Here is a 25,600-nt window from a genome sequence, read left to right as displayed (position 1 = left end):
AATCCTGTCGATGACGCACTGAGCGCGGCATGGACGAACTGCTGGCCCGGGCCACCCAGGGCGTCGACCCCGACGCACCGGGCGCGTTCTGGCACGTTTTCTTCAACCTGTTGAATATGGTGCCGTGGGCAGCCATGTTCTGGTGGAACCTGCTGTTTGTTGCGGTGGGCGCCCTGCTTGGGTGGTGGCGCGGGCGATTGCTGGAAAGCATCGCCTGGGCCTGGGTGCTCGGTCCGATCGGCTGGATCGTGATCCTGTGCAAACCCCGCCGGCTGCCAAGCGCTAAACCACCGCCGCTGCCCCGTTGATGCCATCCGGCACCTGGTGGGCTGCGGTGTATGATCTCCACGAGGTGACATCTTGAGCCACGACGCCGCCAGCAATTCGCACTCGCACCACGGGCATCACCACGACGATGCGAAGGGCTTCGTGCGGGCGGTCGAGCACGCCAGCGAGGAGCGTGGCCTGCGCCTGACCCCGCTGCGCAAGGAAGTGCTGGAACTGATCGCCGCCGCGGACAAGCCGATGAAGGCTTACGACCTGCTCGACCAGCTGCGCGAAAAGCACGGGAACGCAGCACCGCCGACCGTCTACCGCGCTCTCGACTTCCTGCTCGAGAACGGGTTCATCCACAAACTGGAATCGATCAACGCCTTCGTTTCCTGCCATCACCCGGCCGAAGCGCACCAGGTGCCGTTCCTGATCTGCGATACCTGCCTGAGTGCGCAGGAAGTCTGCGATGAACGGGTGGCCGAACTGATCGAGGCGCAAGCCAAAGCACTGGGCTTCCGGCCGCAGGCGCAGACCCTGGAAGTGCATGGCACGTGCCGGAATTGCCGCAAGGCCTGAACACCAGCAGCAGGGGGATGGCGCCGGCTGATGTTACAATGTAACATTCGACCTGCCGGCTTCAGAGTCACCACGTCTGGTGATGCCGGGGCGAATCGATGACATCCGAGCAGTCGAGCAAATCCCGTTGGTGGCATCTTGCCGATCGCGTCGGCGCGACCGCGTCGTTCCTGTGCGCCATCCACTGTGCCCTGCTGCCCTTCGTGCTTGCCCTGTTGCCGCTGATCGGCATGGAATTTCTCGCTGACCATCGCTTCGAGCGCATCTTCGTGCTGTGCGCGTGTGTGCTCGCTGCCCTGGTGCTGGTGCGCGGCTATCGCCGGCACCGAAGTGCGTTGCCGCTGCGCATGGCTGTGCCGGGGCTGGCCCTGCTGCTGCTGGGCATTGCCTTCATCAACATCGGCTCGCCGGTGCTGCACAGCGTGCTGGTGACGTGTGGCGGCCTGATGCTGGCGGTGGCGCACTTCGTCAACCTGCGGCTGGACAGCCGTCGCGATCACCCGCATGTCCACGGCCCGCAGTGCGCGCATTGAGCCGGTGATTCTGTAACGGCCGCGCGCGTTTCCGGCATGTGCGCGTGGACGTGCCGCACCATCATCACGATCCCCCGCACGCATGCGATGACGCTCAGGGCCATGAGCGCGAAGCAACGACCCGCGGCAAATGCCTGGCGCAGCTATGGCTGCGGCCGGATGGGCGTGCTGGCCGGTTTTCGTCGATGCGTTGAGCCAGTTCGTGCTGGTGGGCTGGATCGTCCATCAGGCGGTGGCGCGTCTGTGCCCCCGGGGAGCCATCCTGTCCGACCTGATACCGCGCCGGGCATCGCCATCGCCGACTATCCCGCCACGCCGGTACGCTGCTATGATGGCAGGCCGTTCATCCAATAAATCAAGGAGTTCCCCATGGGCAAGGGCGATCGCAAGACCCGTCGCGGCAAGACCTATCGCGGCAGCTACGGCAATACCCGTGCACACGGCGTGCTGCCGGCCGTGGTGGGCGTCAAGTCGACCGTGACCAAGCCGGCCGCTGCCAAGAAGGCCGCGCCGAAGAAGAAGTCGGCCTGAGCCAGCTTTCTCTGCAGCTGCTGCACGAAACCCCCGCCTCGGCGGGGGTTTTTGTTTGGGGCGCGGCAGCGCGCCAGCCGATGCGGGTGGTCGGATACGGCCTGGACTTCGGTGGGGCCGATTGAATCATGCGTTGCCAACCGGTCATTCGTCGCGTATGCTTTGCATCATTGTGTTAATGCGTTAGTACATTATGAAGCGTCGATCGCTGGATCCTGAGTCCCCGCCGGGGGACGCCGAACAAAGTCTCTACGAGGCGTTGCTGTCCCTGCGCGACAGCGAGGAGATGGGCGCCTTCCTCAGTGACCTGTGCACGCCAGCGGAGCTCGAGGTGCTGGTCGACCGCTGGCGGGTGGTTCCCTACCTGCTGGAAGGGGTGTCTTATCGCGAGATCCACGAGCGCACGGCCGTCAGCATCACCACGATCGGGCGGGTGGCGCGCTATCTCAATCAAGGCAGTGGCGGCTATCTGGCCGCCGCTGCCCGGGCGGCGCGGCGGCACGCACAAACAGCCAGGAAGAAAGCATGAAGCCGCGGGATCGTTTGCGTATCGCGATGCAGAAATCCGGTCGACTGACCGAGCCCGCGCTGGACCTGCTGACCCGCTGCGGGCTCAGCTTCAGGCAGAGCCGCGACAAGCTGTTCTGCTTCGGCGAAGGCGAGCCGGTCGACCTGCTGCTGGTGCGCGATGACGACATTCCGGGCCTGATCGCCCAGGGTGTATGCGACCTGGGCATCGTCGGTCGCAACGTGCTGGGCGAGTTCCAGCTCACCGCCGGGCGCGACAGCGAGCCACTGGCCGAATTGCGGCCGCTCGGCTTCGGCCGCTGCCGATTGTCGATCGCGGTGCCGCAGGAGCTGGACTACCGCGAGCCGAAAGACCTGGCGGGACGGCGCATCGCCACCTCGTATCCCGGCCTGCTTGGCGAATGGCTGCGCACGCAAGGCATCGAGGCGGGCGTGGTGACGCTGGCGGGCTCGGTCGAGATCGCCCCCAAGCTCGGCACCGCCGACGCCATCTGCGACCTGGTCCAGAGCGGTGGCACGCTGGTGGCAAATCAGCTCCGCGAAGCCGATGTGCTGCTGGAGAGCGAAGCGGTACTTGCCGGTCCGCTGACCTTGCCGGTGGACGAGCGCGGCGACATGCTCGAATTGCTGTTGAAGCGGCTGGACGGCGTGATCCAGGTGCGCGAATCGCGCCTGCTGCTGTTGCAGACCTCCCGCCATACGCTGGAAGCGGTGATCCGCTTGCTGCCCGGCGGTCCGCAGCCGACGCTGTTGCCGGTGGCTGGTCAGCCCGATCAATTGATGTTGCAGGCGCTGTGCGCCGGCGAGGTGAGCTGGCGGCAGCTGGAAGAAATCAAGAAGGCCGGTGCGCGCGAGATGTTCGTGTTGCCGGTGGAGAAAATGCTGGCATGAAGCGTCTCGACTGGAATGCACTGGATGACGCGGGCCGCCGCGGGGCGCTGGCCCGACCGACGCAATCGCGTGCGGATGAATTGCGTCGTGACGTAGAGCAGATCATTGCCGCCGTGCGCGAACGCGGCGACGTGGCCTTGCGCGAACTCAGCGAAAAGTACGATCGCTGCACGCTGGATGTGCTCGAGGTGGGCGAGGCCGAGTTCGTTGCGGCGGAGGCGGCGCTGGCGCCCGAGCTGAAAGCCGCGATCCGCGAAGCCGCTGCGCGCATCGAGCTGTTCCATCGCGCCGCCGCCCTGCAGCCGGTGGCGGTGGACACCGCCCCGGGCGTGCGGGTGGAACGGATGCTGCGGCCGATCGGCCGGGTCGGCTTGTACGTGCCGGCCGGCAGCGCGCCGTTGCCGTCGACCGCGCTGATGCTGGGCGTGCCGGCGCAGATCGCCGGTTGCCGCGAGGTGGTGTTGTGCTCGCCCGCGCGCGCCGATGGCCGCTGCGACGAAGCGGTGTTGTATGCCGCGCGGCTGACCGGCATGCACAAGGTATTCAAGCTCGGCGGTGCACAGGCCATTGCCGCGATGGCCTACGGCACGGCCAGCGTACCCAAATGCGACAAGTTGTTTGGTCCCGGCAACGCCTGGGTCACCGAAGCGAAGTTGCAGGTGTCCGCCGATCCGGAGGGCGCCGGAATCGACATGCCGGCCGGTCCGTCCGAGGTGCTGGTGATCGCCGACGCCGACGCCAACCCGGTGTTCGTCGCCGCCGACCTGTTGTCGCAGGCCGAGCATGGACCGGATTCGCAGGTGATCCTGCTGAGTCCATCGGCGGATCTGCTGGACGCGGCGGCGCTCGAGGTCGAGCGCCAATGCGCGGAGTTGCCGCGCAACGCGATCGCCCGCCAGGCGCTGGCGCAGAGCCGCCTGATGGCGGTGGAATCGCTGGCCCAGGCGATCGAGGTGAGCAATCGCTACGCGCCCGAGCACCTGATCCTGCAGGTCGCCGTGCCGCGCGATCTGCTCGACGGCATCGAGAGTGCCGGCTCGATCTTCCTCGGACAATGGACGCCGGAATCGGTCGGCGACTACTGCAGCGGCAGCAACCATGTGCTGCCGACTTACGGCCACGCGCGCAGCTACAGCGGCGTGTCGGTGGCGAGCTACCAGAAGCAGATCAGCGTGCAGGAGCTCTCTGCCGATGGCCTGCGCAATATCGGGCCGTGCACCGCGACGCTGGCGGCCGCCGAGCAACTGGAGGCGCATCGTCGCGCGGTGACGTTGCGCCTGGCGGCGCTGGAGGCGACGTCATGAGCGTGCTCGAACTGGCACGGCCGGAGATTCGCGCGATGCAGCCATATTCCTCCGCACGCATGGAAGCCGCTGGCGGGCAGGTCTTCCTCAACGCCAACGAATCAGCGTGGGCGCCGTTGGGCGACGATGGCCTGGGCTGCAACCGTTATCCCGAGCCGCAACCGGCGGCGCTGATCGCGACCCTGGCGGCGCTGTACGGCGTGCGCCAGGAACAACTGCTGGTCGGCCGTGGCAGTGATGAGGCGATCGATCTGCTGATTCGTGCTTTCTGCCGCGCCGGCGAGGACGCGATCCTGATCCAGCCACCGACATTCGGCATGTACGGCGTCTGCGCCCGCGTCCAGGACGCCGCGGTGATCGAAGTACCGCTGGCCGATGACTTCACGCTGGACGTGGAGGCAGTGCTGGCTGCGGTCACCCCGGCGGTGAAGCTGGTGTTCATCTGCACGCCGAACAATCCCAGCGGCCAGTGCGTGCCGCGCGAGGCCATCGAGCGCCTGCTGCAGATGCTCGATGGTCGGGCCTTGCTGGTGGTCGACGAGGCGTACATCGAGTTCGCCTACGAAAGCAGCGTGGCTGAGCTGATCGACCGCTACGAGTACCTGGCCGTGCTGCGAACCTTGTCCAAGGCCTGGGCGCTGGCTGGCGCGCGCATCGGCTGCCTGCTGGCCAACCCCGAAGTGATCGCGCTGCTGCGCCGGATCATGCCGCCGTATCCGTTGCCGCTGCCGTGCGTCGCGGCCGCGATGGCCGCGCTTTCCGACGCGGGTCAGGCGCAGGCACGCGAACACCTGGCGGTGTTGCGCAATGAGCACGAACGCGTGCGCGGGGCGCTGGCTGCGCTGGCCTGCGTGCGCGCGGTGCTGCCATCGCAGGCGAATTTTCTCGCCGTGCGCTTCGATGACGCCGCGGCGATCCATCAGCGACTGCTGGCCGCCGGTGTCGTAGTGCGCGACATCCGCCGCTATCCGAAGCTGGGTGACGCCCTGCGCATTACCATCGGCACCCCCGCGGAGAACGACACGATGCTGGCTGTCTTGAAGAGTCCGGCCATGGATGACCGGGGTCTTGCGGGGGGATCGGCATGAAGCAGAGAAAGCTCCTGTTTGTCGATCGCGACGGCTGCCTGATCGAGGAACCGGCCGACCAGCAGATCGACAGCTATGAAAAACTGGCCCTGCTGCCGGGCGTGATCGCCGCCTTGCAGCGCTTCGTGGGGGCGGGCTATGAACTGGTGATGGTGACCAATCAGGACGGCCTGGGCACCGACAGTTTTCCGGAAGCGGACTTTACCGGCCCGCACGACTTGCTGCTGCGCATTCTCGCCTCGCAAGGCATCCGCTTTCGCGAGGTGCTGGTCGACCGCAGCTTTGCACATGAAGGTATGGACACGCGCAAACCCGGCATCGGCCTGGCGCGCCATTATCTCGCCGACGACAGTTGGAGTCGCGCCGCTTCGGCGATGGTCGGTGATCGCGAAACCGACCTGCAGTTCGCCGCCAACCTCGGCGTGCGCGGCTGTCGCGTCGGTCCGCTGGGCGTCAGTTGGGAAGCCCTTGCGCACGACATGCTCGACGCGCCGCGTACCGCCACGGTAGTCCGCCACACGAAGGAAACCCGCATCACCGTCAGCGTCGATCTGGATCGCGTGGCCGAGCCCAGGGCGCATACCGGGCTGGGCTTCTTCGACCACATGCTGGAACAGATCGGCAAGCACGGCGGCTTCGCGCTGGAACTGCGCTGCGATGGCGACACGCATATCGACGAACACCACACCATCGAGGATTGCGCGCTGGCTCTGGGCCAGGCGCTGCAGCAGGCGCTTGGTGACAAACGCGGCATCGGTCGCTACGGCTTCACCCTGCCGATGGACGAAACGCAGGCCAGCGCCGCGCTGGACCTGTCCGGCCGTCCGTACTTCGTGTTCGAGGGCAGCTTCCCGCGCGAACGCGTCGGTGAAGTGCCGACCGAACTGGTGCCGCATTTCTTTCGCTCGCTGTGCGAGACGCTGGGTGCGAACCTGCACTTGTCGGTGCACGGCGACAACGCGCACCACATGGTCGAAGCCTGTTTCAAGGTCGTGGCGCGCACATTGCGCCAGGCGCTGCATCGCCAAGGGAGCGAACTGCCCAGCACCAAGGGGACGCTGTAATGGGCGTGGTTCTCGTCGATGCCGGCGGCACCAATATCGGCTCGGTGCGCTATGCGCTGCAGCGTCTTGGCGTGGATGCCGCGTTGACCGCGGATGCGGCAACCATTCGAGCCGCCGACAAGGTGATCCTGCCGGGCGTCGGCGCCGCCGGTCCCGGCATGGCGCGGTTGCATCAACTGGGGCTGGTCGAGCTGTTGCGTTCATTGCAGCAACCGGTGCTCGGCGTCTGCCTGGGCATGCAATTGCTGTGCACGCATTCGGAGGAGGGCGACACCACCTGCCTGGGCGTGATCCCCGCCAGTGTGCGGCGCTTTCAGCAGGCGCCTGGCAGGCGTGTGCCGCACATGGGCTGGAACCGCTTGCGTTCAGTCCAGCCCCATCCGCTGCTGGCCGGTCTGGGTGAGGGCGATCAGGTGTATTTTGTACACAGCTACGCGGTGCCAGTGGGTGAATTCACCCTTGCCGGCACCGACTTTTCGGGAGAATTTTCAGCGATCGTGGCCCGTGGAAATTTCCACGGCATGCAGTTCCACCCCGAGCGCTCGGCTGCTGTCGGCGCGCGTCTGTTGAAGAACTTCCTCGACCTATGAGCTTCCATGTCATTCCCGCCATCGATCTGCGTGAAGGACGCGTGGTGCGTCTGCGGCAGGGCGACTACGAGCAGCAGACGATCTACACGCCCGACCCGCGGGAACTGGCCTTGCGGTACCTGCATGCCGGCGCGCGTTGGCTGCATGTCGTCGATCTCGACGGCGCGCGTTCGGGCAAGCTGGACAACCTGGCCGTGATCAAGGCGATTGCCGACCACGGCATCGATGTGCAGGCCGGCGGTGGCGTCCGCGACGAAGCCGACCTGCGCCGACTGTTCGATGTGGGCGTGCGCCGTGTGGTGTTGGGCAGCGTGGCCATCCGCGATCGGGATCGGGTTGCCGGCTGGCTGGAATCATTCGGCAGCGACCGCATCACCATTGCGCTGGATACCCGTCGTGTCGGCAACGACTGGTTATTGCCAAGCGCGGGCTGGACCCGGATCGAGCCGACTACCCTCGACGAGTTGGCGCCCTGGTATGCCGAACACGGCGCGCGCCACCTGCTGTGCACCGACATCGAGCGCGACGGCATGCTTGCCGGCTTCAACCTCGAGTTGTATCGGCACCTCACCGACTGCGTTCCCGAACTTGCCCTGCAGGCGTCTGGCGGGGTGCGCTCACTGGCTGACATCCGCGCGGCACGCGAAGCCGGGGCGAAGGCGGTGATTCTCGGGCGCGGGCTGCTGGAGGGGCGCTTCACCCTGGAAGATGCCCTGGCATGTTGAGTCGCCGCCTCATTCCCTGCCTCGACGTGCGCGATGGCCAGGTGGTCAAGGGCGTGCGCTTTCGCGATCACGTGGTGATGGGCGAGATCGTCGAGCTGGCGCTGCGCTATCGCGACGAAGGCGCCGACGAGTTGGTGTTCTATGACATCACCGCCAGTCCCGAGGGCCGCAGCGTGGATCGCGGCTGGGTGGAGAAGGTTGCCCGCGTGATCGACATTCCGTTTTGTGTGGCCGGCGGCATCCGCTCGGTCGAGGAAGCGCGCGCGGTGCTGCACGCGGGTGCCGACAAGATCTCGGTGAATTCGCCGGCACTGGAGCGTGCGCAATTGATCGACGAACTGGCCGCCGCATTCGGCGTGCAGTGCGTGGTGGTCGGCATCGATTCGTTGCGCGACACCGATGGCGAATGGCGCGTGCGCCAATACACCGGTGACCCGTCGAAGACCCAGGCCTTGTCGCGCCGTACGCTGGACTGGATGGTCGAAGCGCAGCAGCGCGGTGCCGGCGAGATCGTGCTGAACTGCATGGGCAGCGACGGCGTACGCCACGGCTACGACATCGAACAGTTGTCGCTGGCCCGCGCGATCTGCCAGGTGCCGTTGATTGCCTCCGGCGGCGCCGGTGCGCCGGAGCATTTCCGTGACGCCTTCGTGGAGGCCGACGTGGACGGCGCGTTGGCGGCCAGCGTGTTCCATTCCGGCGCGATCGCGATTCCTTCGCTCAAGCGCTACCTGCACGAACATGGCGTCCCGGTACGCCAGTGATCCACCATGGAAGCAACGCAATGACCGACACGACCGATACCAGCCGCCTCGACTGGGCCAAGGGCGACGGCCTGTTGCCGGCAATCGTGCAGCATTGGCGCAGCGGTGAAGTGCTGATGCTCGGCTACATGGATGCCCAGGCGCTGGCGCAGAGCCGGGCCAGCGGCCACGTCACCTTCTACAGCCGCAGCAGGCAGCGGTTGTGGACCAAGGGCGAGAGTTCCGGCCACGTGCTGGCGCTGAAATCGATCCGCGTCGACTGCGATGCCGACACCTTGCTGATCCAGGCTGATCCCCGCGGCCCGACCTGCCACACCGGCACCTCCAGTTGCTTCGGCGACAGCGCGCAGGTGCGGCCGCCGCTGGGCTTCCTGGCCGAACTCGACGCGCTGGTGGCACAGCGCCATGCCGAGCGACCCGCGGGCAGTTACACCACCACATTGTTCGAGGGCGGCATTCGCCGCATCGCGCAGAAGGTGGGCGAGGAGGGCGTCGAAACGGCGCTGGCGGCGGTGGTGCAGGACGACCAGGAACTGCTGGGCGAAGCCGCCGACCTGATCTTTCATCTCACCGTGGCGTTGCGGGCGCGCGGACTGTCGTTGGGCGATGTCGTGCAGGTGTTGGCGCAGCGGCATCAACCAGTGTAGTGGCCGGCGTTTCGGGTCCGGGACCGCGTTACTTCCGGCACTCATTGCGCCGATTCCTTTGCGTCGACACTGGCTGCCGATGTCCGCCGGGGCAAGCTGATGGATCGCAGGAAGCATCGCATGAGCAACGAAAGCAGGATGGCGCGGTGGGCGGGACTGGTCTATCTGGTGGTGGTCGTGACCGGATTTTTCAGCCTCGGCTATGTGCCCGGAAAGATCGCCGCGGCGGGTGATCCGCAAGCCCTGTTGACCCATGTCGTGGCGCACGAATACCTGTTTCGTGCCGGCCTCGCGTCCTTCCTCGTCGAGCAGGTCGCGTTCCTGCTGCTGCCGCTGTTGCTGTTCCGGTTGTTATCCGCGGCGCATCGCGGCGCGGCGGTGGTGATGGTGGCGCTCGCCGTCACCGCGGTGCCGGTGGCGCTGGTCGGGGTGGCACATCGACTGGATGCCTTGCGTTTGCTGACGGATGCCGGTGGCCTGCCGCTGGATACCACGCGCGCCCTGGCCCGGCTTTCGCTGCAAGCGTGGAGCCATGACATCTTCGTGGCCAGCCTGTTCTGGGGGCTGTGGCTGTTTCCGTTCGGCTTCCTGGTGATCCGCAGCGGTTTGCTGCCGCGCCTGCTTGGCGTGTTGCTGATACTGGGTGGCGCAGGCTATCTGGTTGACGTCGGCGGCGACTTGCTGCTGCCCGGATATGCGCAGACGGCGTTCTCCAGCTATGTGCATTTGCCGGCGGCGTTGGGCGAGGTATCCACCTGCCTGTGGCTGCTGATCATGGGAGCGCGTGTTCGGGATGAAAACGGGCGTGTGCCCCCGGATTCCTTCGCCACTGCTGATCAAGCTTCGACGGAGCGGGCGGGATGAAGCATGCCGCGCTGAGCGACATCAAGGTGCACACGCGATTCAGGCTGTCGGGGCTGTGGACGGCGCTGATGTTCTGCTACATCTACGGCGACTACTTCGGCCTGTATGTGCCGGGCAAGTTGCAGGGCATGCTGGCCGGTACCGGGCCGGTCGGGCCGGTAAGCGAGGCTTCGTTGGTCGCCACGGCGTTGTTGCTGGCGGTGCCGGGCGTGATGGTGTTCCTGTCGCTGGTGTTGTGGCCGCAACTGTGTCGCTGGTTGAACATCGGGCTGGGCGTGTTCTATACGGTGATCATGTTGCTGACCATGCCGGGCGCCTGGTGGTTCTACATCACGTTGGGCGTGATCGAGGTGGTCCTGTCGCTGCTGATCGTGGTTCAGGCGTGGCGCTGGCCGAAAAGCTGAGGCTGCCTGTCTATCGGCGCATCGGCGCGGTGCTTGCCGATGCCGGCGTCGCGGGCTTGAACGGTACCGCCGATCCGGGCGTGATGCCTTTGCGCCAAAGCGCCAGTTGTTCGCGGATACCGCTGCCGATATCGATCTGTGGTTCGGATGGGGTGAGCTTGTCCTGCCTTTCCCAGCTGGCGATGTCGCTGCGGGCCCGAGTGAATGCATCGACGAAGTTGTCGGTATGGTTCAGCGCGTCGACCAGCCAGGCTTTGCCGAAGTAGGTGATGTCCGAGTCGCTGCCGCAACCGAACGAACTGCGATCCGTGCGTGCGGCGGTGAGCACCAGGCTGCCGGGGCCGCGCAGCGGCGGCACGAAGCCGCCCGAGTAGCAGGCGTTGACCACTACCACTTTCCATTTGAACGGATGCAGGGCGAGGATGCCGGCCAGGTCGCTGGCGCCGATCTGGTCCAGCGGCAGCGGGTCCATGTCGACCAGCAATTCGTGATCCTCGCCGCCATGGCTGCTGACGTAGAGCAGCAGGATGTCCTGGTCGGGCTGCATCACCTGGCCCAGCCCGCCAAGTGCGGCTTCCAGATTGCTCCAGCTGGCCAGCGGATGCGTGGTCAGGGTGGCCGGGTTGTTTTCCAGCACCAGGCTGTGGGTGCTGGCGCCGAAGCGTTGCGTGAACAGTTGCGCGGCGTATTCCGCCTCGTTGCGGAACACGTCCTCGCCACCATCGCCGGCAAAGGTCAGCAGGTACAGGTTCGGTTTGCCCGGCACGCGCGGACCCAGTTCCGCCAGCGCCTGTCGCATCATGCGCGGCTGCGCATAGAGCACCTGCTCCGGCGTGGGGGCCTGCTCGGGCCAGTGGTCGCCTTCATCGACCTGGATGGCGGCATCCGTCACGTCCTGCGGCAGGATGGCGGACGTGGCTGATGCGGGCGCCAGATAGCTGCCCGGTGGCGATGCTGCCGACTGATCCGACCACCACGTGGTCAGCAGCGTGCCGGCAGCGAAGGCGAGCAGGATGGTGAGGGCGTTGCGCATGGGGGACTCGTGCGCGGTGCTATACGCTGATCGCTTCGAAATCGCGATGCACCGGATGGTGTGGCGAGTCGGGCAGCGGCTGCGGCTCGCGCACCAGCCAGCCGGTCTGGAAGCCGGCCGACTGTGCCGCGTCGAGTTCTGCCACGATGTCGGAAAGGAACAACAGGTGCTGCGGCTGCTCGCCGATGGCCTCGGCGATGCGCCGGTAGGATTCGGCTTCCCGCTTCGGCCCGGTTTCGGTATCGAAATAGCCGGCGAACAGCGGACTCAGGTCGCCCGCGTCGCTGTGCTGGAAGAACAGCTGCTGCGCCGGCACCGAACCGGAGGAATAGACATACAGGCGCAGCCCATCGGCGCGCCACGCCCGCAGCCGCGCAGCCACTTCGGGATACACATGGGCGCGGTAATCGCCCGCTTCATAGCCGTCTTTCCAGATCATGCCCTGCAGCGCTTTCAGCGCGGTGGACTTGCGGTCCTGGTCGATCCAGCCAAGCAGCAGCTCGATGATGTCCTGGCGGCTGGCCTCGATCAGTCCGGCTTCGCGGGCGGCCTCATGCAGCCAGTGTTGTACTTCCGGCCGGTCGCCGTGGGTTTCGACGAACGCGGGCAGTCGCTTGCGTGCATACGGAAACAGCACGTCGCGAACGAAGTCGATCGAGCTGGTGGTGCCCTCGATGTCGGTGACGATGGCGCGGATTTCGATCATGGGCATGCGGGCTTCGGAAAAGGCGGCGGGAACGGGCATCTACGCGACGGGGTCCATGCGCGGGAAGCGCGAGGCGATCTCGTCGCCGGTGAAATTCGCGACCCAGCCCTCCTTGTTGGTGAACAGGCGGATAGCCACGAAGTACGGCGATTCACTCATGTCGAACCAGTGGCGGGTGCCGTCGGGCACACCGATCAGGTCGCCTTTCTCGCACAGCACATCGTAGATCTTTCCTTCCACATGCAAGGTGAACTGACCGGACCCCGCGACGAAGAAGCGAACCTCGTCTTCGCTGTGGGTATGCTCGCTGAGGAATTTCTGGCGCAGCGTGACGCGGTCGGGATGGTCGGGTGTGAGGCTGATCACGTCGACGGCCTGATAGCCGGCTTCGCCCATCAAGCGATCGATGTCGCTGCGATAGGCCGCGATGACCGCATCCTGGCCGGCGCCCGGAGCGATCGGCTGGCTGGCCTCCCATTGTTCGAAGCGCACGCCGATCCGGGCCAGTTCGGCCGTGATGGCGGCGTGCTGATCCAGCACCGCCAGCGGAGATTGCGGATGGCGTTCGTCGAAGATGCGCAGTCGGCTCATGATGCCCTCATTCGTTGCAGATCCAGCTCGCAGCCGAGCAGGAATTCCAGTGCCTCCAAGTGGCGCTGTGTCTCGGCCATGTCGCGGCCCCAGGTATAGATGCCGTGGCCGTCGATCAGATAGGCATGCAACGGCTTGCCGGCATCCAGCCAGGCGTCCACCCGGGCCACCAGTTCAGGCATGTGCTGGGTGTTGGGGAACACCGGAATCTCCAGCACGCTGTCATGCGTGTGGTAGCCGGTGATCGCCTTCTGCAGTTCCCAACCCTGCAGGCGGATCACCCCGCCGCCGGCAAACAGCCGCGAGGCGACGCTCTGCGTGCGCGAGTGGGTGTGCAGCACCGCCTGCATGGCCGGCCAGCGACGGTAGATCTGGGTATGCAACGCGGTTTCAGCGCTGGGACGCGCGTCGGTGCCTACGGCGTGACCATCCAGGTCGATCAGCATGATGTCGTCGCGACCAAGCCGGCCCTTGTGCTTGCCGGAGATGGTGATCGCCGCGTGCGTGGCATCGATGCGCATCGAGAAATTGCTGCTTGTAGCCGGTGTCCAGCCCATGATCGACAGCTCGCGCGCAGCCTCGACGATGGCGTCGGCACGTTGCTCGAACAGACTGCTTGGAATCGTGGCGGGAAGTGTCTGGGGCATGCGATTTGGACGTCCAGATGGCGATCGAGTGTACCACGCGCACGTCATCCATCTGCTTGTAATGAGAGCCATTCTCGCAAGTCAGGAAAGGTTTTCCCGCAACGCGTAACATCGGCAGGAGTCCGGAGCAGGGTGCGCCGGATAGTTACGACGGAGGCTTGCCCATGTCGAAAGAACAAGATACCGAATCGCGTCGCCGATTCCTCAAGGTCGCCGCCGGCACCGCGGCCGCTGCCGTGGTTGTTGGTGGATTGCCCCGCTTTGCCCGCGCGGCCGACCTGCCGCCGGTGACCGAGGCCGATCCGACCGCCAAGGCGCTGGCCTATGTCGAGGATGCCGGCAAGTCGACCAATCCGAAGTACAAGGCTGGCGACGATTGCACCAACTGCCAGTTCTACAGTGGTGGCCCGAGCGGTCGTGGACCGTGCCAGTTGTTCCCCGGCAAGTCGGTCAATGCGAAGGGCTGGTGCGTGTCGCACACGCCCAAGAAGGCCTGATCGCTGGCGACCGCGAGGTCGCGAAGCTGCCCAAAGAAAAGGCCGGCGTCAGCCGGCCTCTTCTTTGGGCGTTTGCACCACCAGGAAGCCAGCAGAACTTCCGGACAAAAGTGCGGCTCGGACACATCAGGCTGAGGAGCTTACCCACCTGACACGCCGAGCCGCGATCCGGGGCCCACTGCCAAGTGATCAACCCGCGGACTGGCGATGATACTCCCGAGTTCGGCGATTGGGCGATCAACTCCTCGAATTCTCTTGAAAATTTATCGTTAAAATCAATTAAAACAGCAGGTTGCAGATGAATTTCTGAGAAAATTACTGAAGGAGGCGTCGCTCAACAGATTTCCCATGATTGGCACTTTTCACGGAATATACACGAAATTGCCGGGATTTTACCGCGTATGGACGAAGTTATTCTTTGGCGCCGGCCGCAATCGCCGCCAGCCGCAAGACGCTGTGGCGCCGGCCATACAGGAAGTAGATGGCGAAGCCGAGCAGGGTCCAGATTCCCAGAATCGCCCAGTTGAACCAGTCCAGACTGAAAAGCAGGGCGAAGCAGCTGCCTACGCCGGCCAGGCAGGTGAACCACACCCACGGCACGCGGAATGTGCGCGGCAAGTCGGGCAGGGTGTGACGCAGGATAAGCACGCCCGCGCACACCGCGGAGAAGGCGATCAAGGTGCCCATCGAGGTGAGATTGGCAAGCAGGTCCAGCGGGAACACGGCGGCCAGCAACGCAATCATCGCGCCGGTGATCAGCGTGTTGATGTGCGGCGTGCGATAGCGCGGATGCACCCTGGCGAACACCCGCGGCAACATGCCGTCGCGCGCCATGATCATGAAGATGCGCGGCTGCGCGATGATCATCACCAGGATCACCGAGGACAGGCCGATCATCGCGCCGATCTCCACGATCAGGCGCAGCCAGTCCAGCTGGGGATGCGCAGCCACCGCGGTGACCACGGGTTCCGAAGTATCGAGCACGCCGTATGGCACCAGTCCGGTCAGCACGGCTGCCATCGCCAGATACAGCACCGTACATATCGCCAGCGAGACCAGGATGCCGAACGGAAGGTCGCGTTGCGGGTTCTTGCATTCCTGCGCCGCGGTCGAGGTGGCCTCGAAGCCGATATAGGCGAAAAACACCATCGCCGCGCCGCGCATGATGCCGGACCAGCCGTACTTGCCGTCGCCTTGCGCCTCGGGAATGAACGGATGCCAGTTTTCCGGGTTCACATAGCGATAGCCAGCCACGACCACGATGATGATCAGGCCGACCTTGACCAGCACCATCAGCGCGTTGAGTCCGGACGACTCGCGAATGCCGATATAGCAGAGCCAGGTCAGCGCCAGCACGATCGCTACGGCAGGCAGATTGAACAAATGGCCGGTGGCGACCAGATGACCATCGGTGAAGGCCAGCGGCGCTTCAGTGAGCGCGATCGGCAGGTGCACGCCCATGTGGTCGAGCAGGCTGGTGAAGTAGCCGGTCCAGCTGGCGGCGACAGCGGACGCCGAGATGCCATATTCGGCAACCATGTTCCAGCCGATGAACCATGCAGCCAGTTCGCCCAGCGAGGCATAGGCATAGGAGTACGAGCTGCCGGAAATCGGAATTACCGTCGCGAATTCGGCGTAGCAGAGCGCGCTGAAGCCACTGCAGATTGCCGCAATGACGAAGGAGATCAGTACCGCTGGCCCGGCGTGCTCCGCCGCCGCCGTGCCGGTGACCACGAAGATGCCGGTACCGATGACTGCACCGATACCCAGGGCGGTGATGCCCCATGGCCCGAGGGTGCGTCGCAACGCCGGGCCGTGTCCGTGGTCGTCGTTGCTGAAATCGGTCTTGCGGGCTAGCAACTGATTGAGCATGCGCTGAACGTCTTGAAGTGGCTGGGTGCCTGGCGCCGACTATCGCGCCAGAAGCATTGCGGCCGGCGTCGTGGACGCCGGCCGCGATCTATCCGATCTGTCAGTTGGCGTTCTGGCGCAACTTGCTGTGGCGATAGCCGTAGAAGCCGTAGATCAGGAAACCGATCACGATCCAGCTGACCAGCAGCGGCCAACGCACCACGAAAGCCTGCCAGAACAGGAACAGGCAGGCTGCCGCGCCGAGCGGGCAGACCAGCCAGACCAGCGGTACCCGGAAGGCGCGCGGCAGTTCCGGCCGCGTGCGACGCAAGACCAGTACGCCAATGCAGACAGTGGCGAAGGCCAGCAAGGTACCCATCGAGACCAGGTCGCCCAGTACATCCACCGGAAACAGGCCGGCCAGGGCACAGGCGATCACGCCGACCAGGATGGTGCCGACATACGGTGTGCGGTGCTTGGGATGCAGGCGGCCCAGTGCCGACGGCAGCAGGCCATCGCGCGACATCGAGTAGAAGATGCGCGGCTGCCCCATCAGCATCACCAGCACCACCGAGCTCAAGCCGGCCAGTGCAGCGAACACCACCAGGATCTTCAATGCGCCCAGCAGATAGCTGGAGGTGCTGCCCGCGGCGACGGTGCCCAGTACATAGTTGATCGCGGTGGCAACCGGCTCGGGCGTGTTGAGCATGCGGAACGGCGTGGTGCCCGTCATCACCGCAGCCATGGCGATGTACAGCACGGTGCAGATCAGCAGCGAACCGAGAATGCCGATGGGCATGTCGCGCTGCGGGTTCTTGGCTTCACCGGCAGCGGTGGAGACTGCGTCGAAACCGATGTAGGCAAAGAACACCAGGGTGGCGCCACGATAGATGCCGCTCCAGCCGAACTTCGAGCCGCCCTCGTTCGCGGGAATGAACGGGTGCCAGAGTTCCGGGTGGACGTAGTTGAACATCACGATCAGGAACAGCACGATCACGGTCACCTTGATTGCGACGATGATGGCGTTGACCGTGGCCGACTGCGTGATGCCGACGTAGCACAGCCAGCTGATGGCGCCGACGATCAGGATGGCCGGCAAATTGATCAGGGCGCCGGTGAACACCAGCTTGTGGCCACCCTCGGCAAAGGTCAGCGGGGCCGACGAGAGCGCGGCTGGCAGGTTGAAGTTCACCCCGGTCATCGAGGTGAGCATGCGCAACATCTCGCCGAAGTAGCCAGACCACGCCACGGCCACGGTCGAAGCAGCGAACAGGTACTCGAGCACCAGCGCCCAGCCGACGAACCAGGCCACCACTTCACCCAGCGTGGCGTAGGAATAGGAGTAGGCACTGCCGGACACCGGCAGCATGGCCGCGAATTCCGCGTAGCACATGCCGGCCAGTCCACACGCGAAAGCGGCGATCAGGAAGCTGATGATCAATGCGGGACCCGCGAACTGGGCGGCCGCGGTGCCGGTGATGGCGAAAATGCCGGCACCGATCACGGCACCGATGCCAAGCATCACCAGATGCCGTGCAGTCAGTACGCGCTTCAGGGTGACTTCGCCCTCGGCGCTGCCCTCGACAGGTTCGCCGGCGTCCACGTGAGGCATGGCCTCGATCGTGTGAGTGGCAAATAGACCTTTTATCATCAACTTCCCCTCAGGTGATTTTGCCCGCGTCCGCTCTGCGGCGGATGGGTGGAACAGGTGGGCAATGGCGGGCCAACATAGCCCATGCGGCAAAGGTTGTACAAGCTTCATTCATGTTGCGGCGAAACATGTCGTGACCGATTTTCAGGCATTCATCAGGCCCAGCGCAGGACGTCCATGCAACAACCCATCACCATCATCTTCGATGCATTCCAGAGCTACCGTGACCAATGGCAGGGGGAGTCCGGGGCCGTCGACGATTTCGAGTCCTTCCTGCACGGGCATGCGGATGCATTCGAGCGCAGCAATCTCAGTGGTCACTTCACCGGTTCGGCGTGGCTGGTCAGTGCCGACGGCATGCGGGTATTGCTGATGCATCACCGCAAACTGGATCGCTGGTTGCAGCCGGGTGGGCATGCCGACGGCGATGCCGATCTCGCGCGCGTGGCCTTGCGCGAGGCAGCAGAAGAAACCGGCCTGACCGATCTGCGGGTCGAAGGCGGCATTTTCGATCTGGATCGGCACGCCATTCCCGCACGTGCGAACGAGCCGGGGCATTGGCACTACGACGTACGCCACGTGGTGCGTGCGGGGGCGGACGAGTCATTCGTGCCCAACGCCGAATCGCATGCGCTGGCGTGGCACTCGGTGGACGAGGTGGCGAACGACGAAACTCTCGACATGTCGCTGCGACGGATGGCCCGGAAATGGCTGAGGCGTGTGTAGGAGCGCACCCTGTGCGCGATGCTCTTCATCACGTGACGGAAAGCATCGCGCACAGGGTGCGCTCCTACAGGTATTTGTCCGGCGCGGGATGGACGTGGCCGCAGGCGTCGCACGTGCGTGCATCAAGCGAGCGATAGAAGCGCTGGAACACCGGCGGGAAATCGCTTTCGATGCTGTCGAGGGTGAAATATTCCTCGTACAGTTTGTGGTTGCACTGCTCGCAGAACCACATCAGGCCATCCTTCTCCCCGGTCGTGCGGCGACGCTCGATCACCAGCCCGATCGAGCCGGCGGCGCGGTTTGGTGAATGCGGCACGCGCGGGGGCAGGTAGAAGATTTCGCCGGCGCGCAGGGGGATGTCGCGGGCTACGCCATCGTCCTGGACTTTCAGCGTGATCGCGCCTTCAAGCTGATAGAAGAATTCGGGGCCTTCGTCGTAGTGATAGTCGGTGCGCGCATTCGGGCCGCCGACGATCATGATGATGAAGTCGCCGTCGACGATGCACTTGTTGCCCACCGGCGGTTTCAGCAGGTGGCGGTGTTCGTCGATCCAGCGCTGCAGGTCGAGGGGCGGCAACAGGGCCATGCGCAATGCTCGCGGGAAACCAGCTCGCACCATAGCGCCGCCATCGCCACAAAAAAAGCCGCCCGGAGATGCCCGGGCGGCTTTCACGTCACGATGGCAGGTTCACTGTTACGGCATCAGTACCTTGTCGATCACGAAGATCTCGCCGTTGGACTGGGTGACATCGGCGATCGTGATGTTGGCGACATTGCCCTTGGCATCGGTGACGGTCCACTTGCCGTTCTTGCCGGCGACGGTGATCGAGTCACCTTCGACCGTCTTCAGCATCGCCTTGCCGCCATGGGTCTTGGCCAGCTTGGCCAGGTCGTGCGCGGTGTATTTGCCCGGTACCACGTGATAGGTGAGGATCTTGGTCAGCGTGGCCTTGTTTTCCGGCTTCAGCAGATTGTCCACGGTACCGGCGGGCAGGGCGGCGAACGCCTCGTTGGTGGGCGCGAACACGGTGAACGGGCCAGTGCCTTCGAGCGTCTCGACCAGGCCGGCGGCCTTCACCGCGGCGACCAGGGTGGTGTGATCCTTCGAGTTCACCGCGTTCTCGATGATGTTCTTCGTGGGATACATGGCGGCGCCGCCAACCATCACGGTCTTCTGCATGCTCATCGATTCCATCTGGCCGGCCATCGCCATCGGCACCACGGCAGCGGTGGCCAGGGCCATGGAAAGGCCGACGGCCAGGGCACGCATGCGGGAAAGGGTCTTCATGAACGTTCTCCAGATTTTCCGCTTCGCGGATTGGAAGCAACTGGAGATACGCAGCATGCATCAGAACGGATGCATGGGAGCCGCCTGGCATTCAGTGACGTCAGGTCAAAGACGCGCGACGTTCAGACCTCGAGCGTGGCGAGGTCGCCTTTTTCTTCCAGCCACGCCTTGCGGTCACCGGCACGCTTCTTGGCCAGCAGCATGTCCATCAGCTTGCTGGTGCCATCGCTTTCATCGCCGATGGTCAGTTGCACGAGGCGGCGTGTATCCGGATGGACCGTGGACTCGCGCAGCTGCGGCGGGTTCATCTCGCCCAGGCCCTTGAAGCGGGTGGTGCTGACTGCACCTTTCATCTTCTCGCGCTCGATCCGCTGCAGCATAGCTTCCTTTTCGCTTTCGTCGAGGCAGTAGAACACCTGCTTGCCTACGTCGACGCGGAACAGCGGCGGCATCGCCACGAACACGTGGCCTTCGCTGACCAGTCGCCGAAAATGCTTCAGGAACAGCGCCGCCAGCAGGGTGGCGATGTGCAGGCCGTCGGAGTCGGCGTCGGCGAGAATGATCACCTTGCCGTAGCGCAGGCCGGAAAGATCGTCCTTGCCCGGGTCGCAGCCGATCGCCACGGCGAGGTTGTGCACTTCCTCGGACGCCAGCACCGAGGTCGACTCCACTTCCCAGGTGTTGAGGATCTTGCCGCGCAGCGGCAGGATCGCCTGGAATTCCTTGTCGCGCGCCTGCTTCGCACTGCCACCGGCCGAATCGCCTTCGACCAGGAACAGTTCGGTGCGGGTGAGGTCGGTGGCGGTGCAATCGGCCAGCTTGCCGGGCAACTGCGGCCCCTGGGTGATCTTCTTGCGCACGATCTGCTTGGCCGCTTTCAGGCGTGCACTGGCGCGCTCGATCGCCAGCTGGGCGATGCGCTCGCCGGTACTCACGTTCTGGTTCAGCCACAGGCTGAAGGCGTCGTGGACGACGTTCTCGATCAGTCCCGCAGCCTGGCGCGAGGACAGCCGCTCCTTGGTCTGGCCGGCAAACTGCGGATCCTGCAGTCGTGCGGACAGCACGAAGGCAAGCCGCTCCCACACATCTTCCGGTGCCAGCTTCACCCCGCGCGGCAGCAGGTTGCGGATGTCGCAGAACTCGCGGATCGCGGTGGTCAGGCCGGTGCGCAGGCCGTTGACGTGGGTGCCGCCCTGCGCGGTGGGAATCAGGTTGACGTAGCTTTCCTGCACCAGTTCGCCTTCGGGCAGCCAGGCCAGGGCGACTTCCATTCCCTCGGCATCGCGCGCCATCTGGTGCACGAACAACTCGTTCGGCAGCGCTTCATTGCCTTCGAGTTCGCCGCGCAGGTAGTCGCGCAGGCCGTCTTCGTAATGCCACTCGACGATTTCACCGCTGGCTTCGTCGGTCAGCTTCATGTTGAGCCCGGCGCACAGCACCGCCTTGGCGCGCAGCAGGTGCTTGAGCTTGCCCAGCGAGATTTTCGGCGAGTCGAAGTATTTCGCCTCGGGCCAGAAATGCAGGGTGGTGCCGGTGCGCTTCTTGCCGACCGTGCCGATCACTTCCAGCGGGCTCACCTTGTCGCCGTGCTCGAAGGCCATCGCGTATTCCGAACCGTCGCGACGGATCGTCACCTCGACCCGATCGGACAAGGCGTTGACCACCGACACGCCCACGCCATGCAGGCCGCCGGAAAAGCTGTAGTTCTTGCCGCTGAACTTACCGCCCGCGTGCAGCCGGGTCATGATCAGCTCGACGCCCGACACGCCTTCCTCCGGATGGATGTCCACCGGCATGCCGCGGCCATCGTCACTCACCGACACCGAGCCGTCGGAATGGAGCACTACCTCGATCGTGCTGGCGTGACCAGCCAGCGCCTCGTCCACCGAGTTGTCCACCACTTCCTGCACCAGATGGTTCGGGCGGCTGGTGTCGGTATACATGCCCGGACGGCGCTTGACCGGGTCCAGGCCGGAGAGCACTTCAATATCGGCGGCGTTGTAGCGACTGCTCATGCGTGTGTTTCGATCGAGACAAGGCGCGAAGCATGGGGCGCGCGGATGGCGATGGTCAAGCTGGATAATGACGGTGCCGCCAAGGGCGGGCGGGCGGGAATGGCGTCACGCCGGGGCTTGCGCTGCAGTCAGTCCGAACGCCTGCCAGATGCGCGCGTCGAGTTCGCGCGCCAACTGATCGGCTTCGGCGCCGGGCAGGGCGGCATGGATGGCCCGGACCATGGTCACGATCTCCCGGGCTTGCCGGCTCGCCGGGTCAGGCAGGGGGAACTGCTCCACATATTGGGTGATGAAGCGGCGGCGGCCGGCGTACAACTTGTTGTTGAAACGATGGTCGTAGAACGCCTCGATGAAGCTGGAATTGGCGACGGCGAGGGCGAGCCACAGCAGGTATTCCTCGTTCGCGTGCTCACACTGCAGCCAGTAGCACTCGCCGTTGACCACGCCGCCATCGGTGTCCATCCAGAACATCGGCTTCTCGGAGATGTCGGGAAAGACCAGCTTCGGCGACGACCAGGCTGCCGGGTCCTGCGGCACCCACAATTCATACCAGCGCCGACCGGCGGCGATGACGTAGCCGCGCGCTTCCAGCACGTCGCGATGTTGTTCCAGATAGGTCGCTGCCCGCGGATGACGCAACAGATCCACCGCGGCGCGCCTGCCGTCGACGACCTCATGCGGGTACAGGATTTCCTTGCGTCGCCGGGCGTGGATCGACGGATCGGCCTTGAAGCGGCGGGCCTCATGACGAGTGATCAGTGGGCGCAGCAGTTCCGGTCGCCCGCCGGGAAGCTGATCCCAGTCGTCGCGGATGAAGACCTTGTCAGCGGTGGATTTCACGCCGACCCGGATCTTGCCGATCCGACGGAACGTGGCCCAGGTGTGTCGCATGACGGTAGCCAGCCAGTGATCACCGGCAACAGTGGCGAGCCGCCAGACGCCTGCTGCATCGCCGCCGTTGTCGAGCAGGCCATGCCGGACATGGAAGCGGCGACCGTCGGCGATGCCCACCACGCTGTCGTCGTCGGCCTCCAGCGCCGACAAGGCGTCAGGTGCTTCGACGGTGGCGGGGTGGCGGCTTTCGTAGATGGACGAAAAGCGGATCGGGCCAGCGTGCGATTCATCGGCTGCAGCAGCGCGCGCCAGCAGCACCGAGGGCAGCACGGCTGCCTCGAAGGGCTTGCTGTCGCCCATGTCCCACACCTGCGCCAGCCGGAAGCGCGCCAGCAATTCCCGCCGCACCGCCTGGCCCGAGCGCGTGCTCATGAAACGGTTGGAAGTGATCATGCCGGCAACGCCCTCCTTGTCCAGCACCCGCGATATGCCGAGCAGGAACGGGTAGTACAGATCCACGCGCCCGCTGAGGCCGAACTCCCGCGCCAGTTGTTGCGCCTGGCGCGCGCCCATGATCTGGGTCCTTACGTAAGGTGGATTGGCGATGACCAGGTCGAAACGCGGTGCCGCTGCGGTATCGGCGGAGGGACGGCTGACCACGTCGAGAAAGTCGCCGTGTTCGAGCTGGATGTCGAGGCCCGGGTAGTCGAGGCGCAGGCGCTGTGCCGCCAAGGTGAGTGCCTGCCGGTCAATGTCGTAGCCGCGCACCTGCGTCCGCTTGCGCAACGCGGGCGGCAGCGCCTTGATCAGCGCATTCAGCAGAGCACCATCACCGGCGGACGGATCGAGGATGCGGATGGGGCCGCGCGGGCGCAGCTTGGCGATTTGCAACATCTGCCAGGCCACGAAGTCGGCGAGGGAGGTTGGCGTATAGGTCGCGCCGGCAGATTTTTGCGCGGTGACGCCGGTGTAGCGTGGGTTTCGCGCAGTGCGCCCGTCGACATCGTCCATGTGGCGCTTGGTCATTGGCAGAGGGCCGTCGTGTGATGGAAAGTGCGTGGCGCTAGTTGTCCGCGGTGAGCTCTACCGCGAGCTCCTGTCATCGGTCAATGATGATGCGGGTCACGCTCACTGCTGCCGTCACTTCACCGATACCCCTGCGCCTGCAATGAGAACAAGTGCGCATAGTGGCCATCTTCGGCCATCAGCTGCACATGGTTGCCGCGCTCGATGATGCGGCCGTCCTGGATCACGACGATCTGGTCGGCCATGCGCACGGTGGAGAAGCGGTGCGAGATCAGGATCGCGATGCGGCCGCCGGATAGTTCGCGGAAGTGTTCGAAGATGGTCGCTTCGGCCTGCGCGTCCATCGCGGCAGTGGGTTCGTCCAGCACCAGGATGTCGGCGCGTGAGCGCATGAAGGCGCGGGCCAGCGCGATCTTCTGCCATTGCCCGCCGGACAGCTCGCGGCCGTCGTTGAACCATTTGCCAAGCTGGGTCTCGAAACCGGCCGGCAGGCTGTCGATGAAGTCGCTGGCCATGCCCTTGTCGCTGGCCTCGCGCCAGCGCGCCTCGTCGTCGAAGTGGGTGACGTCGCCGGCGCCGACGTTTTCGCCCACGCGCATCTGGTATCGGGCGAAGTCCTGGAAGATCACGCCGATGCGCTGCAGCAGGGTGGCCTCGTCCCATTCGCGCAGGTCGGTGCCGTCGAGCAGGATGCGACCGCTGTCGGGCGTGTACAGCCGGGTCAGCAACTTGATCAGGGTGGTCTTGCCCGAACCGTTCTGGCCGACCAGGGCCAGCGATTCGCCCGGACGGATGTGCAGGTCGATGTCCTGCAATGCCGGTGCACCGGCGCCCGGATAGGTAAAGCTGACCTGCTCGAAGCGGATGCCGTCGTCGGGCTTCGCGCCATGCCGTGCGGCGCCGCTTGCCGGTGGCACCGGGGTTTCCAGATACTCGTACAGCGTCGACAGGTACAGGTTGTCCTCGTACATGCCGCCGATCGCCGACAGCATCGCCGAAACCGCCGATTGCCCCTGGCGGAACAGCATCAGGTACATCGTCATCTGGCCCAGCGTGATGCGGGCGACGACCGTGCTGGCGGCGATCCACGCATAAGCACCGTACAGCGTGACGGTACCAAGCAGGCCGAGCACGAAGCCCCAGCCGTCGCGGCGCACGGCGAGGTCGCGATCGGCGCGATACAGCGAGTGGAAGATGTCGCGGTAGCGCTGCAGCAGCAGCGGGCCGAGGCCGAACAGCTTCACTTCCTTGGCGTGGTCCTCGCGCGCGAGCACGGTTTCCAGATACAGCTGCATGCGCGTTTCGGGCGAGCGCCAGCGGAACAGTCGGAACGCATCGCCGGAGAACTTGGTTTCGGCAAAAAACGAGGGCAGGCCGGCCAGCAGCAACACCGCCACCGCCCACGGCGAGAACTGGAACAGCAGGCTGCCGTAGCTGAGCAGCGAGATCGCGTTCTGGATCAGGCCGAAGGTGCGGGTGACCAGCGACAACGGTCGGCTGGAAGCTTCGCGCCGGGCACGGGTGAGCTTGTCGTAGAACTCCGAGTCCTCGAAATGCGCCAGCTCCAGGGTCAGCGCCTTCTCCAGGATCATCACGTTGACGCGCTGGCCGAGTTGCGCACGCAGCAGCGACTGGCACAGCGACAGGCCGCGTTGCGCACCGGCCAGCGCCGCCACCAGCACGCCTTCCAGCACGACCCATTCGAAGACGGTGCGCAGTGGCGCGGTTCCATGCGCTGCCCACAACCTGCTGGCACTCACTACGGCGTCGACGATGTGGGCGCCAACCCAGGCGATGCCGGCCGGCAACAGGCCGGCGACCAGGGTGAGCAGGGCCAGCGCAAGGGTCAGTGCACGGCTGGTGCTCCAGACCAGCTCCAGGGCACGCCCGCTGTAGCGGAACACACCCAGAAAGCTGCGGGCGACTTCTTTCGGCGGAGCGGGAGGGGCTGCA

At 65.1% G+C, this 25,600-nt stretch carries 28 protein-coding genes; 17 read left to right on the top strand and 11 right to left on the bottom strand.

What is annotated here, in order from left to right:
• The first annotated feature begins 29 nt into the window (after positions 1–29).
• The 15 genes from ACQGNJ_RS10780 (at position 30) to ACQGNJ_RS10710 (ending at position 10,782) form a co-directional block, all read left to right on the top strand.
• A complete protein-coding gene (locus tag ACQGNJ_RS10780) occupies positions 30–308 on the top strand; it encodes a hypothetical protein (RefSeq protein WP_426689237.1) in 279 nt (92 codons plus the stop codon).
• A gap of 52 nt (positions 309–360) precedes the next feature.
• On the top strand, positions 361–849 hold the full coding sequence (locus ACQGNJ_RS10775) for a transcriptional repressor (RefSeq protein ID WP_426689236.1): 489 nt from the start codon (positions 361–363) through the stop codon (positions 847–849).
• Between the two features lie 98 nt (positions 850–947).
• Positions 948–1,382: a MerC domain-containing protein gene (locus ACQGNJ_RS10770; RefSeq protein ID WP_426689235.1), complete on the top strand. Its 435-nt coding sequence runs from the start codon at positions 948–950 to the stop codon at positions 1,380–1,382.
• Between the two features lie 369 nt (positions 1,383–1,751).
• On the top strand, positions 1,752–1,913 hold the full coding sequence (locus ACQGNJ_RS10765) for a 30S ribosomal protein THX (RefSeq protein WP_426689234.1): 162 nt from the start codon (positions 1,752–1,754) through the stop codon (positions 1,911–1,913).
• Between the two features lie 193 nt (positions 1,914–2,106).
• Positions 2,107–2,442 carry a YerC/YecD family TrpR-related protein gene (locus ACQGNJ_RS10760; RefSeq protein ID WP_426689233.1) on the top strand — a complete coding sequence of 112 codons (336 nt, stop codon included), beginning with the start codon at positions 2,107–2,109 and terminating at the stop codon, positions 2,440–2,442.
• Positions 2,439–3,332 (top strand): ATP phosphoribosyltransferase, encoded by an 894-nt coding sequence (gene hisG / locus ACQGNJ_RS10755; protein ID WP_426689232.1) that lies wholly within the window; start codon positions 2,439–2,441, stop codon positions 3,330–3,332. The genes ACQGNJ_RS10760 and hisG overlap by 4 nt, the downstream gene beginning before the upstream one ends.
• Complete coding sequence (gene hisD, locus ACQGNJ_RS10750; RefSeq protein ID WP_426689231.1) at positions 3,329–4,636, top strand: histidinol dehydrogenase; 1,308 nt, start codon at positions 3,329–3,331, stop codon at positions 4,634–4,636. Before hisG ends, hisD begins: the two co-directional genes overlap by 4 nt.
• Complete coding sequence (hisC, locus tag ACQGNJ_RS10745; RefSeq protein ID WP_426689230.1) at positions 4,633–5,724, top strand: histidinol-phosphate transaminase; 1,092 nt, start codon at positions 4,633–4,635, stop codon at positions 5,722–5,724. Before hisD ends, hisC begins: the two co-directional genes overlap by 4 nt.
• Positions 5,721–6,788: a bifunctional histidinol-phosphatase/imidazoleglycerol-phosphate dehydratase HisB gene (hisB, locus tag ACQGNJ_RS10740; RefSeq protein WP_426689229.1), complete on the top strand. Its 1,068-nt coding sequence runs from the start codon at positions 5,721–5,723 to the stop codon at positions 6,786–6,788. Before hisC ends, hisB begins: the two co-directional genes overlap by 4 nt.
• Positions 6,788–7,378 (top strand): imidazole glycerol phosphate synthase subunit HisH, encoded by a 591-nt coding sequence (gene hisH, locus ACQGNJ_RS10735; protein ID WP_426689228.1) that lies wholly within the window; start codon positions 6,788–6,790, stop codon positions 7,376–7,378. The genes hisB and hisH overlap by 1 nt, the downstream gene beginning before the upstream one ends.
• Positions 7,375–8,103 (top strand): 1-(5-phosphoribosyl)-5-[(5-phosphoribosylamino)methylideneamino]imidazole-4-carboxamide isomerase, encoded by a 729-nt coding sequence (locus ACQGNJ_RS10730; RefSeq protein ID WP_426689227.1) that lies wholly within the window; start codon positions 7,375–7,377, stop codon positions 8,101–8,103. Before hisH ends, ACQGNJ_RS10730 begins: the two co-directional genes overlap by 4 nt.
• Complete coding sequence (gene hisF, locus ACQGNJ_RS10725; protein WP_426689226.1) at positions 8,097–8,867, top strand: imidazole glycerol phosphate synthase subunit HisF; 771 nt, start codon at positions 8,097–8,099, stop codon at positions 8,865–8,867. The genes ACQGNJ_RS10730 and hisF overlap by 7 nt, the downstream gene beginning before the upstream one ends.
• Positions 8,868–8,887: 20 nt before the next feature.
• Positions 8,888–9,514, top strand: coding sequence for a bifunctional phosphoribosyl-AMP cyclohydrolase/phosphoribosyl-ATP diphosphatase HisIE (gene hisIE / locus ACQGNJ_RS10720; protein WP_426689225.1), 627 nt, complete (start codon positions 8,888–8,890; stop codon positions 9,512–9,514).
• A 120-nt stretch (positions 9,515–9,634) separates the two neighbouring features.
• Positions 9,635–10,378, top strand: coding sequence for a DUF4386 domain-containing protein (locus ACQGNJ_RS10715; protein WP_426689224.1), 744 nt, complete (start codon positions 9,635–9,637; stop codon positions 10,376–10,378).
• Positions 10,375–10,782, top strand: coding sequence for a DUF6326 family protein (locus tag ACQGNJ_RS10710; RefSeq protein ID WP_426689223.1), 408 nt, complete (start codon positions 10,375–10,377; stop codon positions 10,780–10,782). The genes ACQGNJ_RS10715 and ACQGNJ_RS10710 overlap by 4 nt, the downstream gene beginning before the upstream one ends.
• 10 nt (positions 10,783–10,792) lie before the next feature.
• Here the strand turns inward: ACQGNJ_RS10710 and ACQGNJ_RS10705 are convergent, their stop codons facing one another.
• Genes ACQGNJ_RS10705 through ACQGNJ_RS10690 form a run of 4 tightly spaced genes read right to left on the bottom strand, consistent with a single transcriptional unit; the run spans position 10,793 to position 13,759 of the window.
• A complete protein-coding gene (locus tag ACQGNJ_RS10705) occupies positions 10,793–11,815 on the bottom strand; it encodes a C13 family peptidase (RefSeq protein ID WP_426689222.1) in 1,023 nt (340 codons plus the stop codon).
• A gap of 19 nt (positions 11,816–11,834) precedes the next feature.
• The gene (gene mtnC, locus ACQGNJ_RS10700; protein WP_426689307.1) at positions 11,835–12,521 is read right to left on the bottom strand and encodes an acireductone synthase; all 687 of its coding nucleotides are present in this window, start codon (positions 12,519–12,521) and stop codon (positions 11,835–11,837) included.
• Positions 12,522–12,560: 39 nt separating this feature from the next.
• The gene (locus ACQGNJ_RS10695; RefSeq protein ID WP_426689221.1) at positions 12,561–13,112 is read right to left on the bottom strand and encodes a 1,2-dihydroxy-3-keto-5-methylthiopentene dioxygenase; all 552 of its coding nucleotides are present in this window, start codon (positions 13,110–13,112) and stop codon (positions 12,561–12,563) included.
• On the bottom strand, positions 13,109–13,759 hold the full coding sequence (locus tag ACQGNJ_RS10690; protein ID WP_426689220.1) for a methylthioribulose 1-phosphate dehydratase: 651 nt from the start codon (positions 13,757–13,759) through the stop codon (positions 13,109–13,111). The genes ACQGNJ_RS10695 and ACQGNJ_RS10690 overlap by 4 nt, the downstream gene beginning before the upstream one ends.
• A gap of 164 nt (positions 13,760–13,923) precedes the next feature.
• Between ACQGNJ_RS10690 and ACQGNJ_RS10685 the strand changes: the two genes are divergently transcribed.
• Positions 13,924–14,256, top strand: a complete 333-nt coding sequence (locus ACQGNJ_RS10685) for a high-potential iron-sulfur protein (RefSeq protein ID WP_426689219.1) — start codon at positions 13,924–13,926, stop codon at positions 14,254–14,256.
• A gap of 411 nt (positions 14,257–14,667) precedes the next feature.
• Here the strand turns inward: ACQGNJ_RS10685 and ACQGNJ_RS10680 are convergent, their stop codons facing one another.
• The gene (locus ACQGNJ_RS10680) at positions 14,668–16,128 is read right to left on the bottom strand and encodes an amino acid permease (RefSeq protein ID WP_426689218.1); all 1,461 of its coding nucleotides are present in this window, start codon (positions 16,126–16,128) and stop codon (positions 14,668–14,670) included.
• Between the two features lie 100 nt (positions 16,129–16,228).
• Positions 16,229–17,758 (bottom strand): amino acid permease, encoded by a 1,530-nt coding sequence (locus ACQGNJ_RS10675; protein ID WP_426689217.1) that lies wholly within the window; start codon positions 17,756–17,758, stop codon positions 16,229–16,231.
• Positions 17,759–17,935: 177 nt separating this feature from the next.
• Between ACQGNJ_RS10675 and ACQGNJ_RS10670 the strand changes: the two genes are divergently transcribed.
• Positions 17,936–18,484 (top strand): NUDIX hydrolase, encoded by a 549-nt coding sequence (locus tag ACQGNJ_RS10670; protein ID WP_426689216.1) that lies wholly within the window; start codon positions 17,936–17,938, stop codon positions 18,482–18,484.
• A 64-nt stretch (positions 18,485–18,548) separates the two neighbouring features.
• Here the strand turns inward: ACQGNJ_RS10670 and ACQGNJ_RS10665 are convergent, their stop codons facing one another.
• The 5 genes from ACQGNJ_RS10665 to ACQGNJ_RS10645 form a co-directional block, all read right to left on the bottom strand.
• Positions 18,549–19,070, bottom strand: a complete 522-nt coding sequence (locus tag ACQGNJ_RS10665) for a 3-hydroxyanthranilate 3,4-dioxygenase (RefSeq protein WP_426689215.1) — start codon at positions 19,068–19,070, stop codon at positions 18,549–18,551.
• Between the two features lie 108 nt (positions 19,071–19,178).
• Positions 19,179–19,772, bottom strand: coding sequence for a fasciclin domain-containing protein (locus ACQGNJ_RS10660; protein WP_426689214.1), 594 nt, complete (start codon positions 19,770–19,772; stop codon positions 19,179–19,181).
• 122 nt (positions 19,773–19,894) lie between these two features.
• Entirely contained in the window at positions 19,895–21,787 is a 1,893-nt protein-coding gene (gene parE / locus ACQGNJ_RS10655; RefSeq protein ID WP_426689213.1) for a DNA topoisomerase IV subunit B, read from the bottom strand.
• A 105-nt stretch (positions 21,788–21,892) separates the two neighbouring features.
• The gene (locus ACQGNJ_RS10650; protein ID WP_426689212.1) at positions 21,893–23,647 is read right to left on the bottom strand and encodes an Eco57I restriction-modification methylase domain-containing protein; all 1,755 of its coding nucleotides are present in this window, start codon (positions 23,645–23,647) and stop codon (positions 21,893–21,895) included.
• Positions 23,648–23,766: 119 nt separating this feature from the next.
• On the bottom strand, positions 23,767–25,551 hold the full coding sequence (locus tag ACQGNJ_RS10645; protein ID WP_426689211.1) for an ABC transporter ATP-binding protein: 1,785 nt from the start codon (positions 25,549–25,551) through the stop codon (positions 23,767–23,769).
• Positions 25,552–25,600 lie beyond the last annotated feature (49 nt).

Origin of the sequence: Rhodanobacter ginsengiterrae (assembly GCF_050026815.1) — a bacterium.
GTDB lineage: Bacteria > Pseudomonadota > Gammaproteobacteria > Xanthomonadales > Rhodanobacteraceae > Rhodanobacter > Rhodanobacter ginsengiterrae.
This window is presented reverse-complemented; position numbering and strand designations above follow the sequence as displayed.

Excerpts from the sequence above, each read along its gene's own strand:
- hisC (WP_426689230.1), top strand. The coding sequence starts at position 4,633 with ATGAGCGTGCTCGAACTGGCACGGCCGGAGATTCGCGCGATGCAGCCA.
- ACQGNJ_RS10665 (WP_426689215.1), bottom strand. The coding sequence starts at position 19,070 with ATGGCCCTGTTGCCGCCCCTCGACCTGCAGCGCTGGATCGACGAACAC.
- ACQGNJ_RS10780 (WP_426689237.1), top strand. The coding sequence starts at position 30 with ATGGACGAACTGCTGGCCCGGGCCACCCAGGGCGTCGACCCCGACGCA.
- hisD (WP_426689231.1), top strand. The coding sequence starts at position 3,329 with ATGAAGCGTCTCGACTGGAATGCACTGGATGACGCGGGCCGCCGCGGG.
- ACQGNJ_RS10760 (WP_426689233.1), top strand. The coding sequence starts at position 2,107 with ATGAAGCGTCGATCGCTGGATCCTGAGTCCCCGCCGGGGGACGCCGAA.
- ACQGNJ_RS10710 (WP_426689223.1), top strand. The coding sequence starts at position 10,375 with ATGAAGCATGCCGCGCTGAGCGACATCAAGGTGCACACGCGATTCAGG.
- mtnC (WP_426689307.1), bottom strand. The coding sequence starts at position 12,521 with ATGATCGAAATCCGCGCCATCGTCACCGACATCGAGGGCACCACCAGC.
- hisG (WP_426689232.1), top strand. The coding sequence starts at position 2,439 with ATGAAGCCGCGGGATCGTTTGCGTATCGCGATGCAGAAATCCGGTCGA.
- ACQGNJ_RS10770 (WP_426689235.1), top strand. The coding sequence starts at position 948 with ATGACATCCGAGCAGTCGAGCAAATCCCGTTGGTGGCATCTTGCCGAT.
- parE (WP_426689213.1), bottom strand. The coding sequence starts at position 21,787 with ATGAGCAGTCGCTACAACGCCGCCGATATTGAAGTGCTCTCCGGCCTG.
- ACQGNJ_RS10765 (WP_426689234.1), top strand. The coding sequence starts at position 1,752 with ATGGGCAAGGGCGATCGCAAGACCCGTCGCGGCAAGACCTATCGCGGC.
- ACQGNJ_RS10715 (WP_426689224.1), top strand. The coding sequence starts at position 9,635 with ATGAGCAACGAAAGCAGGATGGCGCGGTGGGCGGGACTGGTCTATCTG.
- hisB (WP_426689229.1), top strand. The coding sequence starts at position 5,721 with ATGAAGCAGAGAAAGCTCCTGTTTGTCGATCGCGACGGCTGCCTGATC.
- ACQGNJ_RS10705 (WP_426689222.1), bottom strand. The coding sequence starts at position 11,815 with ATGCGCAACGCCCTCACCATCCTGCTCGCCTTCGCTGCCGGCACGCTG.
- ACQGNJ_RS10660 (WP_426689214.1), bottom strand. The coding sequence starts at position 19,772 with ATGAAGACCCTTTCCCGCATGCGTGCCCTGGCCGTCGGCCTTTCCATG.
- ACQGNJ_RS10670 (WP_426689216.1), top strand. The coding sequence starts at position 17,936 with ATGCAACAACCCATCACCATCATCTTCGATGCATTCCAGAGCTACCGT.
- ACQGNJ_RS10675 (WP_426689217.1), bottom strand. The coding sequence starts at position 17,758 with ATGATAAAAGGTCTATTTGCCACTCACACGATCGAGGCCATGCCTCAC.
- ACQGNJ_RS10730 (WP_426689227.1), top strand. The coding sequence starts at position 7,375 with ATGAGCTTCCATGTCATTCCCGCCATCGATCTGCGTGAAGGACGCGTG.
- hisIE (WP_426689225.1), top strand. The coding sequence starts at position 8,888 with ATGACCGACACGACCGATACCAGCCGCCTCGACTGGGCCAAGGGCGAC.
- ACQGNJ_RS10680 (WP_426689218.1), bottom strand. The coding sequence starts at position 16,128 with ATGCTCAATCAGTTGCTAGCCCGCAAGACCGATTTCAGCAACGACGAC.
- hisH (WP_426689228.1), top strand. The coding sequence starts at position 6,788 with ATGGGCGTGGTTCTCGTCGATGCCGGCGGCACCAATATCGGCTCGGTG.
- ACQGNJ_RS10650 (WP_426689212.1), bottom strand. The coding sequence starts at position 23,647 with ATGACCAAGCGCCACATGGACGATGTCGACGGGCGCACTGCGCGAAAC.
- ACQGNJ_RS10690 (WP_426689220.1), bottom strand. The coding sequence starts at position 13,759 with ATGCCCCAGACACTTCCCGCCACGATTCCAAGCAGTCTGTTCGAGCAA.
- ACQGNJ_RS10685 (WP_426689219.1), top strand. The coding sequence starts at position 13,924 with ATGTCGAAAGAACAAGATACCGAATCGCGTCGCCGATTCCTCAAGGTC.
- hisF (WP_426689226.1), top strand. The coding sequence starts at position 8,097 with ATGTTGAGTCGCCGCCTCATTCCCTGCCTCGACGTGCGCGATGGCCAG.
- ACQGNJ_RS10695 (WP_426689221.1), bottom strand. The coding sequence starts at position 13,112 with ATGAGCCGACTGCGCATCTTCGACGAACGCCATCCGCAATCTCCGCTG.